Source organism: Chromohalobacter sp. 48-RD10 (genome assembly GCF_029889785.1).
Classification (GTDB): Bacteria; Pseudomonadota; Gammaproteobacteria; order Pseudomonadales; family Halomonadaceae; genus Chromohalobacter.
In genome coordinates this window covers 20201-36337 of sequence record NZ_JARANX010000006.1, presented here as the reverse complement: position 1 = coordinate 36337, position 16137 = coordinate 20201, and the positions used below count along the sequence as shown (strand labels likewise).

Annotated in this window: 15 protein-coding genes and 1 riboswitch; of the genes, 8 read left to right on the top strand and 7 right to left on the bottom strand. The window is 62.4% G+C overall.

Annotated features, from left to right (window positions below):
• Window positions 1-91 precede the first annotated feature (91 nt).
• Window positions 92-979, top strand: a complete 888-nt coding sequence (locus OP496_RS08605) for an HAD-IIB family hydrolase (RefSeq protein WP_280563177.1) — start codon at window positions 92-94, stop codon at window positions 977-979.
• Window positions 980-1115: 136 nt separating this feature from the next.
• Here the strand turns inward: OP496_RS08605 and OP496_RS08600 are convergent, their stop codons facing one another.
• From OP496_RS08600 to OP496_RS08590, 3 genes are all read right to left on the bottom strand, one after another.
• Window positions 1116-1865 (bottom strand): amino acid ABC transporter ATP-binding protein, encoded by a 750-nt coding sequence (locus OP496_RS08600; protein WP_280563176.1) that lies wholly within the window; start codon window positions 1863-1865, stop codon window positions 1116-1118.
• Complete coding sequence (locus tag OP496_RS08595; RefSeq protein ID WP_280563175.1) at window positions 1862-2536, bottom strand: amino acid ABC transporter permease; 675 nt, start codon at window positions 2534-2536, stop codon at window positions 1862-1864. The genes OP496_RS08600 and OP496_RS08595 overlap by 4 nt, the downstream gene beginning before the upstream one ends.
• 62 nt (window positions 2537-2598) lie before the next feature.
• The gene (locus OP496_RS08590; RefSeq protein ID WP_280563174.1) at window positions 2599-3357 is read right to left on the bottom strand and encodes an amino acid ABC transporter substrate-binding protein; all 759 of its coding nucleotides are present in this window, start codon (window positions 3355-3357) and stop codon (window positions 2599-2601) included.
• Between the two features lie 323 nt (window positions 3358-3680).
• Here OP496_RS08590 and OP496_RS08585 point away from each other — a divergent pair, with 323 nt between their 5' ends.
• The 7 genes from OP496_RS08585 (at window position 3681) to OP496_RS08555 (ending at window position 10665) form a co-directional block, all read left to right on the top strand.
• Window positions 3681-4592, top strand: a complete 912-nt coding sequence (locus OP496_RS08585; RefSeq protein ID WP_280563173.1) for an MBL fold metallo-hydrolase — start codon at window positions 3681-3683, stop codon at window positions 4590-4592.
• Between the two features lie 58 nt (window positions 4593-4650).
• Window positions 4651-5910 (top strand): FAD/NAD(P)-binding oxidoreductase, encoded by a 1260-nt coding sequence (locus OP496_RS08580; protein WP_280563172.1) that lies wholly within the window; start codon window positions 4651-4653, stop codon window positions 5908-5910.
• 29 nt (window positions 5911-5939) lie between these two features.
• Window positions 5940-7715 (top strand): sulfate permease, encoded by a 1776-nt coding sequence (sulP, locus tag OP496_RS08575; protein WP_280563171.1) that lies wholly within the window; start codon window positions 5940-5942, stop codon window positions 7713-7715.
• Between the two features lie 86 nt (window positions 7716-7801).
• Window positions 7802-8221 carry a YeeE/YedE family protein gene (locus tag OP496_RS08570; protein WP_280563375.1) on the top strand — a complete coding sequence of 140 codons (420 nt, stop codon included), beginning with the start codon at window positions 7802-7804 and terminating at the stop codon, window positions 8219-8221.
• Complete coding sequence (locus OP496_RS08565) at window positions 8218-8631, top strand: DUF6691 family protein (RefSeq protein ID WP_280563170.1); 414 nt, start codon at window positions 8218-8220, stop codon at window positions 8629-8631. The genes OP496_RS08570 and OP496_RS08565 overlap by 4 nt, the downstream gene beginning before the upstream one ends.
• 14 nt (window positions 8632-8645) lie before the next feature.
• Window positions 8646-9353 carry a response regulator transcription factor gene (locus OP496_RS08560; RefSeq protein ID WP_280563169.1) on the top strand — a complete coding sequence of 236 codons (708 nt, stop codon included), beginning with the start codon at window positions 8646-8648 and terminating at the stop codon, window positions 9351-9353.
• Window positions 9343-10665: an ATP-binding protein gene (locus OP496_RS08555; RefSeq protein ID WP_280563168.1), complete on the top strand. Its 1323-nt coding sequence runs from the start codon at window positions 9343-9345 to the stop codon at window positions 10663-10665. Before OP496_RS08560 ends, OP496_RS08555 begins: the two co-directional genes overlap by 11 nt.
• A 25-nt stretch (window positions 10666-10690) precedes the next feature.
• On the opposite strand, the gene dsbG is transcribed toward OP496_RS08555, so the two are convergent.
• From dsbG to OP496_RS08535, 4 genes are all read right to left on the bottom strand, one after another.
• Window positions 10691-11458, bottom strand: coding sequence for a thiol:disulfide interchange protein DsbG (dsbG, locus tag OP496_RS08550; RefSeq protein WP_280563167.1), 768 nt, complete (start codon window positions 11456-11458; stop codon window positions 10691-10693).
• Window positions 11459-11553: 95 nt separating this feature from the next.
• Window positions 11554-13410 carry a protein-disulfide reductase DsbD gene (gene dsbD, locus OP496_RS08545; protein WP_280563166.1) on the bottom strand — a complete coding sequence of 619 codons (1857 nt, stop codon included), beginning with the start codon at window positions 13408-13410 and terminating at the stop codon, window positions 11554-11556.
• 176 nt (window positions 13411-13586) lie between these two features.
• Window positions 13587-13985: a fluoride efflux transporter CrcB gene (gene crcB, locus OP496_RS08540; RefSeq protein ID WP_280563165.1), complete on the bottom strand. Its 399-nt coding sequence runs from the start codon at window positions 13983-13985 to the stop codon at window positions 13587-13589.
• Window positions 13986-14088: 103 nt separating this feature from the next.
• Window positions 14089-14220, bottom strand: a riboswitch (Fluoride riboswitch).
• 30 nt (window positions 14221-14250) lie between these two features.
• On the bottom strand, window positions 14251-16056 hold the full coding sequence (locus tag OP496_RS08535; RefSeq protein WP_280563164.1) for a sugar phosphorylase: 1806 nt from the start codon (window positions 16054-16056) through the stop codon (window positions 14251-14253).
• Window positions 16057-16137 lie beyond the last annotated feature (81 nt).

Below are 16137 nucleotides of genomic sequence, written 5' to 3'. Positions count from 1 at the left end.
TACCTTCATTTGAAGAGCACCTTTCATGATCGCAACGAGATCGTGTGGCGCATTCCAGAACATGTGAGGCGGTGCCCAAGGGGGAAGGCTCATGACGCAGTCGGTTTCGCATACGCCGTGGCTGGTGTTCACAGATTTGGATGGCACGCTACTCGACCACGACAGTTATACGTGGCAACCCGCCGCCGCCTGGTTGGCGCGGCTTGCCGAGGCCGGTGTTGCGGTGATTCCCACCACCAGCAAGACTCGCGAGGAACTACTGGCCCTGCGCAACGAACTGGGGCTCACGGCGACGCCGTTCATCGCCGAGAACGGGGCGGTGATCGGGTTGCCGGCGCATTGGCAACACGCCCGGCTGGATCGCGATCCCGCTGCGCCGGATGGGCTGATCGTGAAGACGCCGTCGCTGGATAGCGGCTTCATTCGGCGGCGACTCGAGGTGCTGCGCGAGCGTTTGGGCGTGCGTTTTCGCGGCATGGGCGAGCTGTCTCTCGACACGCTGTGCGAATTGACCTCGCTGAGCCCCGACAAGGCGCGTCAGGCGCAGGTGCGCGAAGGCAGCGAGCCCCTGCTGTGGGATGACGACGAGGCGGCCCTGGCGCGCTTTCGTGACGCCCTGGAAAGCGATGGACTGCGCCTGACCCGGGGCGGGCGTTTCTGGCATGTGATGGGCGCGGTCGACAAGGGGCAGGCGGTGCGCTGGTTGCTAGATCGTTACACGGCACTGCGCGGTATCAGGCCTGCCAGCGTCGGGCTGGGCGACGGTCCCAACGATGTCAGCCTGCTCGAGGCCGTCGATCATCCGATTCTAGTACGTGGCAAGCACGAGGCGGTGGTGCACATCGCCGGGGGCATGACGCTCTATCGTACCCGGCAACCCGGCCCAGAAGGCTGGGCCGAGGGCATCGCCGATTGGTGGAAGGGCTGCATGGATGCGACGCCCGGAGACAAGACTTCCCAGGAGGGCACGTCACGATGAGCGATTTCTACCAGAACGGTATCGTCACTACCTTTCATAACCTCACCCAGCGTCCGGTGGAAGCCTAGAAGCCGTGGAACTCGACAACCAAGGCCAGGTGTAACCGTCCAGGCACTTGGTCGCATGCAACTCCAGCTCAAATCACGGGATTGTTGGCCAGCACCTTGCGCAAAAAGCGTTGCGTGCGTTCGTCCCGGGGATTGGTGAAAAGTTCATCGGGCGGGCCTTGCTCGATGATCCGGCCTTCATCCATGAATACCACACGGTCGGCGACCTCACGTGCGAATTGCATTTCGTGGCTGACCACGATCATGGTCTGGCGCTCCTGGGCGAGCTGTTTCATCAGGGCCAGCACCTCGTCGACCCATTCGGGATCGAGCGCCGAGGTGGGTTCGTCGAAGAGGATGACCTCGGCCCTGGCTGCCATTGCCCGGCCGATGCCTATGCGTTGCTGTTGGCCGCCGGATAGCGATGCCGGATACGCATCCGCCTTGTCCGCGAGACCGATGCGCTCGAGAATCTCGCGCCCTCGGGCATGCGCCTCTGACTTGGACAGACCATCGACGACGATCATGCCTTCGCAGATATTGTCCAGTGCGGTCTTGTTGGCGAACAAGGCGTAGTTCTGGAACACGAACGCCGTGCGCCGACGCAGGGCGAGGATGTCTCGACGGCTGGCGCGGGTGACATCGAGGCTGAGATCGCCCACCGTGAGCCGGCCGGCGTCAGGCGTTTCGAGATAATTGATGCAGCGCAGAAGGGTCGACTTGCCGGTGCCTGAGGGGCCGATGACGACGATGATTTCGCCTTGCGCCAGCGTCAGGTCGATATCCTCGAAGACGGTATGTGCGCCGAAGCGTTTGATGATGCCGTGGAGTGCGATCATCGTTGATAGGCCCGGTTGAGTCGCTTTTCCAGCCGCCGCTGTAGCCACGACAGAATTTCCACTACGATCCAATAGATGATCGCCGCCAACAAGAACGCCTCGAAGTAGAGAAAGCTGCTGGCGGCTTCCTTCTGAGTCGCGCCCATGAGCTCGGTCACGCCGAGCGTGAAGGCTAGCGAGGTGGCCTTGATCATGTCGATGAAATAGTTCATCAACGTCGGTGTAGCCACGCGTGTCGCCTGCGGCAGGACGATGCGACGCATCAATTGCCCTTGGGTCATGCCGATGGACAGCGCCGCTTCGGTCTGGCTGCGATCGACCCCGACGATGGCGGCGCGAATCGATTCTGCCATATAGGCAGAGAAGTGCAGGGTCAGCCCCAGGATGGTGGCGGTGATGCCGTTGATGGCGACCAGGAAAGTCAGGATTTGCGGCAAGCCATAATAGAACAGGAATAGCTGCACCAGCAGTGGCGTGCCGCGAAAGAAGGAGATGAACAGCATGGCCAGCGCATTGAGCCCTGGCGTTCGCTGCACCCTCACGACGGCGAGCATGCAGGCCAGCATCAATGCCGCGAGCATGCCGGCGCCGGCCATTTCCAATGTCAGCGGTAGATAGCCGAGCAGGATCGGCAACAACCCCAGCATGTAGTCGAGATCGAGAACGTGCATGAACGAGTCGCCTGAAAGCGGACGGCCGAGGCAAGCCCCGGCCGTTTAAATGGAGCGAGGGGTTACGGCGTGGTGATATCGGTGCCGAACCACTTTTCGGAGATTTGCTTGAGCGTGCCGTCTTCGCGCAGCGCCTTCAGTGCTTCATTGACGCGGTCACGCAAGGCATGCCCGGCCTCGTCGTCGCGGAAAGGCAGGGCGTTCTTGATGCGCGAGAACGGCTGGCCGGCGAGCTCGAGTGGCAGAAGCTTGTCCTTGATGACCTGGGTGGCGCTGACGCGGTCCATGACGAAGGCATCGGCGCGACCCAACGCTACATCCTGCTCGATGTTCGATTCGTAAGTCTTGATGTCGATGTCATCGGCATAGGATAACTCGCGCAAGAGCGCCTCGTAGTTGGAACCGAGGTTGACGGCGACGGTCTTGCCCTTGAGGTCCTCGACACCTTCGATGGCGTCGTTGCCCTTGCGTACCACCACTTGGGCACCGTCATAGACGTAAGGCTCGGTGAAGGCATACTTGGCCTTGCGCTCCGGCGTGATGGTGATCTGGTTGGCGATGGTGTCGATGCGCCCGGAATCGAGCATGCCCGCCAGCCCCGAGAAACTCGCGGTGACGAACTCGATATCGTCTCCGGTCTGCTCACCGACCGCGTTCATGACATCGACCTCGAAGCCCTTGAGCTCATCTTGCTCGACGAAGGTGAAGGGATAATAACCGCCGGACATCCCGACACGCAGAGTATCGGCATGCGCGGTGAGGGCGGTTACGCTCAGGGCGAGTCCCGCCAGGGCATATTGAATGAAATGGCGTAACGACATGATTGGCTCCTGCATGGGCATGGGTCGAAAAGTGGTTGCCCGGGGACTTTGTCGAAGGTGGCAATACCCCGTCGGCTTTCCGTGCAAAATCCAGTGTAGCCTGAATAGTGCATTTGAGAATAATGAACCAATTTTATATTCCTTTTAGTTTTTCTGCATCCCCGTCAATGCCGCCTTGGTCACCGCTATTCATAAAACATGACGCCTTATGACGCGCCATCATGATGCGCCTCTTGATATGAATAAATAGTATAACGTTAGAACTAAAAATATATTAGACTGTGATGACCGTTCACCTATGTATGGAGGCGACAGCAGACCAGATGAAAACCTCTGCCTTATCACGCGGCCAAGGCGCTGGCCAGCCGGATGTCGCTGGCTTCTTCGATCCTCGCACGTTCAGCATTCAGTACGTCGTCAGCGATCCCGCCACACGCCGTTGCGCGATCATCGATCCGGTGCTCGACTTTGATGAGAAGTCCGGCGCCACCGCGACTCACCAGGCCGATGAGCTTTTGGCCTATATCGAGCGCGAAGGGCTCGGCGTCGATTGGATTTTGGATACCCATCCGCACGCGGATCACTTTTCCGCTGCGCGCTATCTGCATGACAAGACCGGCGCGCCCACCGCTATCGGCCGGCCGGTGACCCAGGTGCAGGCGCTGTGGAAGGAAATCTACAACTGGTCGGAGCTGAAGGATGACGGTAGCCAATGGGATCATCTGTTCGACGAAGGGGATACCTTCACGTTGGGCGAGATCGATTGCCGGGTGATGCATTCGCCGGGCCATACGCTGGCCTCGATCACCTACGTGATCGGCGATGCCGCCTTCGTTCACGACACCCTGTTTCAGCCCGACTTCGGTACTGCCCGTGCCGACTTTCCCGGCGGAAGCGCTCATCAGCTATGGCATTCGATTCAGGCGATCCTGGCCCTGCCTGACGAGACGCGCCTGTTCACCGGTCACGACTACATGCCCGACGGGCGCGAGCCGCAGTGGGAAAGCACCGTGCGCGAGCAGCGCGAGACCAACAAGCATCGCCTTGACGACAGCAGTGAAGCCGAGTACGTCGAGCTGCGCAACCGCCGCGACAGCGAATTGCCGATGCCGAAACTGATCCTGCACGCGCTGCAGGTCAATATTCTCGGCGGCCGTCTGCCGGAGTCGGAAGCCAACGGTAAGCGCTATTTAAAATTCCCGCTCGACGCCCTGGAGGGGGCCGCGTGGGAGTGAGTAAGTGCGGTCGCCAAGTCGTATCGAGCCGCGCCGAATCAACCAATGGGAGCCAGTCATGTCAGTCACGAATGAATCTAAAGTTGTGAACGACAAACGCCATGACATTGTCATTATCGGCGGCGGGGCGGGGGGTATCGCGGTCGCTGCGAGCCTGCACAAGCGTCGCTCCGGTCTCGATATTGCCATTGTCGAGCCCGCGCAGGATCACTTCTACCAGCCCGGCTGGACGCTGGTCGGCGGTGGCGTGTTCACCCCGGAGCAGACCCGGCGTTCGATGCACTCGGTGATGCCGAGCTTCGTGACCTGGCACCAGACAGCAGCGGAACGGTTGCTGCCGGATTCCCGTCAGGTCGTGTTGGGCAATGGTTCGACGCTCGGCTACCGGGCACTGGTGGTTGCCCCGGGCTTAGAGATCGATTGGCAGGCAATCGACGGTCTCGAGGAGACGCTGGGCAAGAATGGCGTGACGTCGAATTACCGTTTCGATCTGGCGCCCTACACCTGGTCGCTGGTTCAGGCAATGCGAGGTGGCAAGGCACTTTTCACTCAGCCGCCGATGCCGATCAAGTGCGCCGGGGCGCCACAGAAGGCGATGTATCTCTCCTGTCACGAGTGGGAGAAGCAGGGTGTCCTGAACGGCATCGACGTCCATTTCCATAATGCCGGCGGTGTGATGTTCGGCGTCTCGGACTTCGTGCCGGCGCTGGACGAGTACGTTCAGCGTTATGGCATCCACAAGCAATTCCAGCAGAACCTCATCGCTGTGGACGGTTCGGCCCAGAAAGCGCGTTTTCACGTTACGGGCGAGAATGGCAGCGAAGAGATCGAGACCGATTTTGACATGCTTCACGTCGTGCCGCCGCAGCGCGCGTCTCGACTGGTGCGTGAATCGCCGCTGGCCAACGAGGGTGGCTGGTTGGATCTCGATGCTGAGACGCTGCAGCACACGCGTTTCAGCGATGTCTTTGGTCTAGGCGATGCCAGCGGAACCGGCAACGCCAAGACGGCCGCCGCCGTTCGCAAGCAGGCCCCCGTGGTGGCGGACAATTTGCTGGCCGCGCTCGATGGCAAGCCAATGCCTTCCGGCTATCTGGGCTACGGTGCCTGCCCCCTGACGGTCGAACGCGGTCGCGTGGTGCTGGCCGAGTTCGGTTACGGTGGCCAGTTGCAGCCGACCTTTCCGTCCTGGATCAACCCGCCCACACGCCCGACCAAGCTCGGCTGGAACATCAAAACGCAGCAGCTTCCCTTCATCTACTGGAACCTGATGCTCAAAGGCCATGAGTGGCTGGCCAAGCCCCGCTCGCGGACCTGAACGATGTGCCAGGAGCGAAGAGGTCGATCATGAAATACGTGTCGCGGTGGTGCGCTTGGCTACCGATCCTGTCCTGGATACGCGACTATGACCGCCATGCCTTGGCCGGTGACGGTGTGGCGGCAGTGATCGTGACACTGATGCTGATTCCTCAGGCACTGGCCTACGCCATGCTGGCGGGATTACCTCCTGTCGTCGGGTTATACGCCAGCCTCGCTCCGCTTTTGATATACACGCTACTGGGCACCAGCACGATGCTGTCGGTGGGCCCCATGGCAGTGGTGGCGCTGATGACCGCCAGCGCACTCGAGGGGGTGGCGACACCCGGGAGCGGCGAGTATCTGAGTGCGGCACTGACATTGGCCGTCCTCTCCGGTGCGATCCTGATCGTCATGGGCATTGCGCGGCTGGGTTTTCTGGTTAACTTCCTTAGCCATCCGGTGATGACGGGGTTCGTCAGCGCCTCGGGAGTATTGATCGCCGCCAGCCAGCTCAAACATCTGACCGGGGCCGATATCGATGGCGCCACGCTGCCCACCTTGCTGGCAAGTGTGCCTGACGCCGTGGGGAAGCTCAGCATGCCGACCCTGACGATTGGTGCAACTGCGCTCGGTGTATTGCTGGTGCTTCGCCACTGGGGGCGTGGGGGCCTGCAGCGTATGGGCATGTCGCCTGGCGTGGCGGGGTTGATGGTCAAGCTGGTGCCGATTTTCGTCATTGTATCGGGAAGTCTCGCCGTGATGGGGCTGGGTTGGAATGCCGGTGCGGTCAGTGTCATCGGTGAGATTCCCGTGGGCATGCCGCCGCTGACCTTGCCGAGTTGGGCGCCGGGGCAGTGGCAAACGCTGCTCGGTTCGGCGCTGCTGATCAGCATCGTCGGCTACGTGGAATCGGTATCGGTGGGGCAGGCGCTTGCGGTACGTCGTGGTGAGCGTCTCGACCCGAACCAAGAATTGGTTGCCTTGGGCAGCGCCAACCTGGCGGCGGGTTGCACGGGAGGCATGCCGGTCACCGGCGGTTTCTCGCGCTCTGTGATCAACTTCGACGCAGGGGCCAGAACACCGGCGGCTGGCGCCTTCACCGCCTTGGGCGTGCTGGTGGCGATGATGGCGCTTTCGCCCTGGCTGCATGACCTGCCCATGGCGGTTCTCTCCGCCACCATCGTGGTGGCCGTATTGTCGCTGGTCGATCTCGAGGCCTTCGTGCGGGTATGGCGTTATTCCCACAGTGAAGGCGTGGCCATGCTAGTGACGGCGGCGGTGACGCTGGGCGCCGGCGTCGAGTGGGGCATTTCCACCGGTGTCGGCGTGTCGCTGGCGCTGCATCTCTACCGCACCAGTCGCCCTCATAGCGCTGAGGTGGGGCGTATTCCGAGCACCGAGCATTTTCGCAACGTGCATCGGCATGCTGTGGAGACTGACACACGTGTGGTGATACTGCGTATCGACGAAAGCCTGTATTTCGCCAACGTGCGCTATCTCGAGGATCTTGTCACCGAAGTAGTGGGGCGTGCCTCACCGCCGCAGGATCTGGTGCTGGCTTGCCAGGCGGTGAACATTATCGATGCCACGGCCCTGGAGAGTCTCGAGACCCTCAATCGGCGTCTGGTGGAGCGCGGCATTCGTATGCATCTCGCCGAGGTCAAAGGGCCGGTGATGGATCGCTTGCGGACCACCGCGCTGTGTAGCGAACTGAGCGGGCAGATATTCCTGAGTCTCAACGATGCCTGGGTGGCGCTGCACGGGCGCATGCCGGCACCACTATCGTCGCCGTCACGGCATGTACCCCACGATCAGGCGAGTTGACGTAGAGGCGTTTTTTGGATGCAACCAAGGGGAACAGGATTATCGTGGACACGCTGACATGGATCAAAGGGCTCGTCGGGGGCGTCATGATCGGCCTCTCGGCCGTATGGTTGATGGCGTCCTTGGGACGTATTGCGGGCATCAGTGGAATTCTCTCGGGACTTATCTGGGAGCGGCCCAAGGGCGATAGCGCCTGGCGTCTGGCGTTTCTGCTGGGGCTGGTGAGCGGGCCGCTGGTGATCATGCTCGCCGGGGGCGGGCTCGGTAACGTGGCAGGCCGTGCCGAAGCGGTGGTTGGTGTGCCGGCCGGCGGTGTCGGGCTGATGCTGGTGGCCGGATTCCTGGTGGGTTTGGGAACCGGTCTGGGTAGCGGTTGCACCAGCGGCCATGGTGTCTGTGGCCTGGCGCGTCTTTCGCCACGCTCGGCAGCGGCCACGTTGGTCTTTCTGGGCATGGCCATGTTGACGGTGTTCGTATCACGACATCTTGCAGGAGGCGGTGCATGAAAACGTTCACGGGGTATGTCGCCGGACTATTGTTCGGGCTGGGCTTGGCTATCAGTGGCATGACCGACCCTGCCCGGGTGCTGGGTTTCCTCGACGTGGCGGGTGCCTGGGATCCGACGCTGTTATTCGTCCTGGGTGGCGCCGTGGTGACCGCGTTCATCGGCTATCGTCTCGTCTGGCGTCGTGATGCACCGTGGTTTGCCGGATGCTTCACACTGCCCACGCGAGGCGACCTGGATTCGCGGCTGCTGGGCGGTGCGGCGCTTTTCGGCATCGGCTGGGGACTGTCCGGTTACTGTCCCGGACCCGCAGTGGCCTCGCTCGGAGGTGCGAGTGAGACGTTGGTGGCGCTGCTGGTGGCCATGATCGTCGGCTGGTGGCTGGCCTGGCGCCTCAAGCCGAAGTCTTGAACGAAGGAACCTCCATGCACGTATTGCTCATCGAAGACGACGAACTGGTCGCCACCGGTATCCGTGCGGGACTGGAAAGCCATGGCTGGGCGGTTGATCGCGTGGCGACAATGGCGGCGGCGCGTCATGCGCTGCATACCTTGAGCAGCGATATCGTGGTGCTCGACCGCGGCCTTCAGGACGGCGATGGCCTGTCGCTGGTCGACGAATGGCGCGAGACGGGTCGTACCTTGCCGGTGCTGGTGCTGACCGCGTGGGATGCCGTGCATGATCGAGTAGCGGGACTCAAGGCCGGCGCCGATGATTATCTCGTCAAGCCCTTCGATCTCGACGAGCTGGTCGCGCGACTACACGCGTTGCTACGGCGCGCGGGCGGCCGCGCGCATCCCCTCATGATGCACGGACCGCTGTGTTTCGATCCCCAGGCGCGCCAAGTGACCTGGGAGAGTCGCCCGGTGGCGCTTTCGAGGCGCGAAATGGTGCTATTGGAAACCTTCTTGCAATCACCGGGCAGCGTCCTGAGTGCGGACCAACTGCGCGATAGCCTCTATGGCCTCGACGATGAGGTAGAGAGCAACGCACTCAACGTCCATATCTACCACTTGCGGCGCAAATTGGTGCCGGCGGTGATCGATACGGTGCGTGGCCTCGGCTATCGTCTCGGTACACAGGATGACCTGGCACGGTCGGGTGCATCATCGGTTGTTCGCAATGAGTCTTAAGGCCCGCTTGCTGGCGATCCTGGGGGTGACGTTGACGGTCACCTGGAGTCTGGCGGCGGCCTGGCTATGGTGGGATCTCAACGACGAGGTGGAACGCACCCTCGATCGCCGCCTCGCGCAGTCGGCGAGCATGGTCGCGGGCCTGATAGCGCGATTGCCTGAGGGTACCTGGGCGGCCGACGAGACACAGCGAGCATCCATCGTGGCGCCGCTCGAAGGCGTCGCTTGCCAAGTAACGTCTGCACAGGGCGAGGTGCTGGCACGCACGCATGCGGACATGGCCGCGATACTCGACGTGAGCCAACCGGGTTACGCGTATCGCCGGCGTGAAGGCGAGGACTGGCGTGTCTATACCCTGATACGCGATGGCGTGACGATCACCACCGCCGATCGCGTGACGGAACGGCGTAGCCTGATGCGCGATATTCTGGCGGTGGTGGTCGTGCCTTTCGCGATGGCGCTGGTGATCAGCGGAGGCGTGTTGTGGTGGGGTACCCGGCATGCCTTGCGGCCGCTCGAGAGTTGGCGCGAGGCACTGAGTCGCCGTCACCACGACGATCTCTCGCCGGTAGCGGACACCGGGCTACCGCGCGAACTGCGTCCGCTGATCGCAACGCTCAACGAGTTGCTGGCACGCATGCGCGCGGCCATTCGTCGCGAACAGCGCTTCACCGATGCCGCTGCCCACGAATTACGTACGCCGTTGACTGCCGTCAAGACGCATCTTCAGGTCGCGCGACGCGTGGAGGGCGATGCGGTTCTCGAGGCCGTGTCGCATGCCGAGCAGGGCGTCGCGCGCTTGGCCACCACACTCGATCAATTGCTGGCCCTGGCACGTATCGAGGGAGCCAGAGCGCAGCAGGAGACAGGCGGTGCGTCGGTGGCCGATATCGTCCGCAGTGCCGTGCGCGATACGCAAGCGTCTGCTCGTATCGACGTACCGGCCACACTCCCGGATGCGCGCGTGGAAGTGCCGCTGGAACTGGCGGCCACAGCGCTGCGTAATATACTCGACAACGCGCTCAAGCATGGCCCGGCCGAAACGCCCGTGACGCTGAACGTGGCCCAGGCAACGCATGAGGCGAGCGACGACACATGGGGCGAGCTACGCGTGCATGATCAAGGGCCGGGCGTTTCCGATGAGGCGATTGCCCATGTGACCGAGCGCTTCTGGCGGCGTTCGGCCACGTCGGGCAGCGGTCTGGGGCTGGCGATCACTGCCGCGATAACCGAACGCGCCGGGGGCGAACTACAATTTCACCGTCCGCAGTGTGGCGGATTCGAGGTATGCCTGATGTTGCCGCAAGTTTGATACGCCACGCCTCTGACTCGGATGATCAGGGGCGTGGCGAACCCATGACTGCCTGCATTTTTTCTTCGTCTGGCATTCCTTGTGCGACCTCTAGCTTGCCGTCTCGGCGATAGACGATCGCCGGTGTTCCACGTAGGCCCAATGAGCGCATGAGGGTGTTGTTGTCCTGGACCTGCTGCTCGATATCCGCCGGTTGCGCGGAGGGCGTGACTTCATCGCCGCGATTGTGTGCCGCGAAAGCCTCGGCGGGGTCGTCGGCGCCCAGCAGGGTGGCGGCCTTGGCGGGGCTATCGGATTTGAGTACGCCGATCATGATGTGATGCAACTGAACGTCGCCGGCCTCCACCCAGGGGCGTGCGGCTTCCCAGAAGCGTTTGCAGTATGGGCAGTTGGGGTCGGTGAAGACATACACCGTGCGCTGGGCGGCGCGATCGCCGTCGAGGATCCAGTGACTGTCCTTGAGGCGCTGCCATAAAGCATCGTCTTGAGGCCCCTTGACCAACTCATCGAGCGGCTCGCTGGAGAGATTGTTGCCCTCGGCATCGACGAGGTTACCGACGATGGCGTGCTGGCCGTTTTGGGTGACATAGATCGCCACCGGCTGGCCTTGTGCGCTGGCGGCGTAGCCGGTGAGGCCATCGGGCGCATCGAAGCGCTCATGTACCGTCAATCCTTGATCGACGAGCGCTTCAACCGGCGCGGGAAGATCGTCGGGTTGTGCCCAAGCGGGGAAAGTGACCAGTGAGAGGGCTGTGACGAGCCCCAGGCGTGGGCCGCGAGACATCCAGAACATGTGCGTTCTCCTATTGTGGTGAAGTCAGGCGTGACAAGGCGTGTGTCAGGGTGGCGCGCGAGAGTTCGCCGAAATGCGTGTCGACCAGGTGGCCGTCATGCGCTGCCCTTCGTGTCTGCTTGCGTGGCTTCAAGACGCTCCAGGAACGCTTCCGCGCTCACTTCACCCACGATGCGGCTGCCTCGACGTTCGCGGCCATCAGTGCCGTAGAGCATCAGCGTCGGGGGGCCGACCACGCCGAGGGACTGCATGATGGCCTGGTCGGCGGCGTCGTTGTCGGTTACGTCGATACGCAGAAGTTGAACGTCTTCCAGTGCCGCTTGCACGCGTGCATCGCCGAACACTTCTTCCTCGATGACTTCGCAACTGATGCACCAGTCGGCTGTAAATTCCACTAGCGTGCGACGTTGCTGTGCCGACGCTTCTTCGAGACGCGCGTTCAATGCGTCCTGGTCGTCGACCGTCTCGAAGCGCAGCGGTGAGGACGTATCGGAGGCATTGGGGGTGCCGCCGCCAGTGAAGCCTGCCAGCGGCTGTAGCGGATCATGTTGTCCACCCGCTGCGCCGATGAGCATCAGGATGCCCCACACACCGAAGATCATGGCCAGACTGCGCCCCAATACCTGCAAAACGTCGCGCAGGGCACGTGCAGTCGTCCAACTGGCCTGGGCCAGGCCGATGAGCAGGGCGCCCCAGGCGGCCATCTCAAGTGCAGGGGATAGGATGCGTGCCGCGAACCACACCGCCATGCCTAGCAAGACGAAACCGAAAATCGCTCGGACCCGGTTCATCCACGGCCCGGGGCGGGGTAGAACGCGCGAGCCCAGTAGTCCCACTGCCAGCAAGGGCGCTCCCATGCCCAGCCCAAGGGCCCAGAGTGCCAGGCCGCCTTGCCAGGCATTGCCGCTTTCGGCGATGTACAGCAACGCGCCGGCCAGGGGGGCGGTCATGCATGGTCCGACCAGCAACGCCGAGAGTACGCCCATGATGGCCGCGCCCTTGAGCCGCCCGCCGCGTTGGCGTTCCAGACGCGCATCGAGCCGGGTGCGCAGGCCTTGGGGCAGCGTCAGTTCGAACACGCCGAACATCGCCAGGGCCAGCAGCACGAAGAGCACGGCGAAGCTGACGATGAAAGCGGGCGCCTGGAAGAGTATCTGCAGATTGGCGCCGGCCAGCGCCGCCGCGACGCCTAGCGCTGCGTAGGTCGTGGCCATGGGCAATATGTAGGCCAACGAGAGCACGGCGCCGTCACGCATGCGCGGCCGACCGTCGCGCGTGGCGCCGACGATCAGACTGGACAGGATAGGCACCATGGGCAGCACGCAGGGCGTGAAGGTCAACAGCAACCCCATGCCGAAGAAGGCCAGCAGCATCCAACCGAACTGAGCGTCGGCGAGCTGGGCCGCGAGGCGTTGATCGTCGGCTTGAGAGGTGCCATCCGAAGGAGTGGGATCGCTGGAAGAAGAGGCGTCTCTCTCGCTTGCCGTGTTCTCGGTCGCGGCCGCGACCTTAGCGGAAGTGTCGCTCGCGCTGTCCGTACCGTTTGTGGCATTCGCCGCGTCGACGGGAGCGAGCGTGTCGGCATCGAAGGTCCGGTGTTGTGGCGGATAACATAGCCCGGCTTCGGCGCAGCCTTGCCAAGTCAGCGTCACCTGATCGGCATCGCCCAGCGCGGCACGCAATGCCACCTGATGATGATAGACCTCCGAGCGGCCGAAATAGTCATCCTCGATGGTCTCGCCCTTCGGCAGGTCGACATCTAGCGGGCCTTCATCGGTCTCCACGCTGAAACGATGCCGGTACAGATAGTACTCGGGGGCGATATCCCATTCGGCGATAAGGGTGTCGTCATCGCGCGATACCGACAACGCGAAGGCCTGCTCAGCAGAAAGGAAATCGTCCTGGCTGGCAAACGGCGATTCGGCAAGGGTCGGGGTGGCGAAGACGAGCATGAGTGCGGCCAGACAGGCCGCGAGCCCGTGGCTTAGGGAGCGAAAATGGCATGCTGGCCGACGCGAATCGTGAGTCATGAGAGTCCATTCGGGTGGTGATATGGCGCCTAGCATAACGGTATGGGATTAGCCGAGCATTAAGCGCCGATGCCGGTCGCACGTATAGTGCTGGCCGCTCATTTCAAGACTCCCGTGAGGTGTTTGATGACGCCGAAGGTGGCGATGCCTGCGCCGGTCATGACCAAAGAGCCAAGCACGTGCACGGCGATGCCCGACAATGCCATGAGGTAACGCCCGGCCTGGAGGTTGGTGAACATCTCGGCGGAAAAGGTCGAGAAGGTCGTCAGCGCCCCCAGAAAGCCGGTCACCACGAACAGACGCCACTCCGGGGAGAGGTGCGGTAGTTGGGCGAAGACGGCGATAGCCACGCCGATCAGCCAGGCGCCCAGCCAGTTGGCGGCCAGGGTGCCGGGCGGGATCGAGGGGAAGAGGGCGTTGAGCCATATCCCCAGTAGCCAGCGCAGGTTGGCGCCGAACGCGGCACCGGCGCCGATCGCCACGATGGAAAACCACATGCGTTCAATTCCTCGCAATTGAGAACAATCATCGGGGTGGACGTACGCGGTGGCGAGGCTAAAAGAGATAATCGCGGATACCTGCGCACGACGCACCTCGAGTGCGTTGGCAGGCATCATTAGCACTGGCGGGAACGGGTCGGCGCTGTGATGCCGATGCCAGGCGGTTTGTCGCGATGGGCGCTTGGTTTCGGGCGCCGATGACGACAGGAGGAATGCCATCTCCGCTAATTACTCTACCTAGTGCCGGTCGTGTCGGCAAGCATCAGGCGGTGGGTGTACCGGGTCGTTGTACGAGCCATAGACTGCGATAAGGACGCAGTTCACGCGGGGCCTGTGCATCCCAAGGAGCATCGGCAAGCAGGTCGTACCAGCCGTCTTCGTCGAGATCGGGCAAGGGCAGTGGCTGACGTTTGTCGGTGACGTTGTAGACCGCGAGCAGGCGGCGTCCATTGGCTAGCGGTCCTCGCTGCACAGCGAAGAGTGTGGGGGGAGTATCGAGAATGTGCTGTTCGACCTCGGGGTGAAAACAGGGCTCTTGGGCACGCAGCCTGAGGCGCCGCCGCAAGGCCATGAACACCTCGCGTGTGGGGGTGTTGCGGCTATCGAGCAGCTCATCTAATGCTTTTTTCTCCCAGCGCCGGCGGTTGATGGTGCGCAATTGTCCGCTGCGCTCGACACCCTCGTGATCATTGAGGGTGGCGGTCAGGCAGTGGAAATAGATGCCCGGTACGCCCTGTAGCGCGAGCATCAAGTGCTGGCTGCACAGGAAACGTTCCACCTGCCAGGGATCGGCGCCGCGACGTGTGCCGCGTAGCGCATCGAAGTAGGTGATGTTGACCTCGTAAGGCGTGTCCTTGCCATCGGCGTTGGCCTTCATGCTCACATACCCGCCGAAGCGATGCATGAGTTCGAGCATGGCGTCGATCTCGTGGGGCGGCAGCAGTCCTTCCAGCGCGCGCACGCCGATCCCGTCGTGGCTGGCGGTGAAGTTGAAATAGGTGCAGCCGGGTGGCAACGCGGGGAGGCCGCGCGCCCAGGCTTCCAGCGCCGTGGCGTCGCCGCTGGTGAGCGTATGCACCAGCAGTGGCGGCAACGTGAACTGATAGATCATGTGCGCTTCGTCGGGCTTTGCCGGTGCGTCCGACGTGGTAGCGTCGTCGAGGCGCTCGAGACCGAAGTAGCTCATGTTCTCGCGGTGTGGCACGTTGGTTTCGGTGATCAGCAGCGTGCCGGGCGCCAGATAGTCGAGCACGGCGCGTAGTAGCCGTACCACGGCATGAGTTTCCGGTAGATGGATGCACGAGGTGCCGACTTCCTTCCATAGATAGGCGATGGCGTCGAGGCGGATGATGCGCGCGCCCTGCTCCACGTAGTAGAGCATGATGCCGATGAACTCGATGAGCACATCGGGATTGGCGAAGTTGAGGTCGATCTGGTCCTCTGAGAATGTCGCCCACAGATAGCGTGTCCCGCGGCGCGTGGAAACCGGCACCAGCAGTGGCGAGCTGCGTGGTCGGGTGACCTGCGTCAGGTCGGTGCTCGGGTCCATCTCGATGAAATAGTCGCGTCCTGGCTGGGTGCCGGCCAGGTAGTCGACGAACCACAGCGATTCCCGCGAGACGTGATTGATGACCAGATCGACCATCAAGTCGCCATGGCGCGTCAGGCGGCGTATGTCTTCCCAGTCGCCCAGCGCCGGGTTGACCTCGCGATAGTGGATCACCGAGAAGCCATCGTCGCTGCTCCAGGGAAAGAAAGGCAGCACGTGAACGCCGCTGAAGGTGTCCGCGAGACGTGTCTCGAGAAACTCGTCGAGCACTTGCAACGGCGGCCGCTCACCGTCGAGCAGTAGGTCGCCGTAAGTGATCAGCAATTGGTCGCGCTCGCTCCATAGTGAACGCGAACGCTCGGGGATGGCACCACGCTGGTGCGATATCAGTCGCTGCAGGCGGCGTAGTACTTCATCGGCGCGCGGGCCGTAGATCTCGTTCAGACGCGCCTTGGCGCGTGCGATGAAAGCGGCTTCATCGAGTTCGGTCTGCGGGGCTGGAGAGATGGGGTAGGGCATCGAGGGTCCTCGTGGGAATCGGTGGCTCGCACGTCGACATTATTATTGCTGTTGCAGGCGTCGTTCCATCCATGAGCTTGG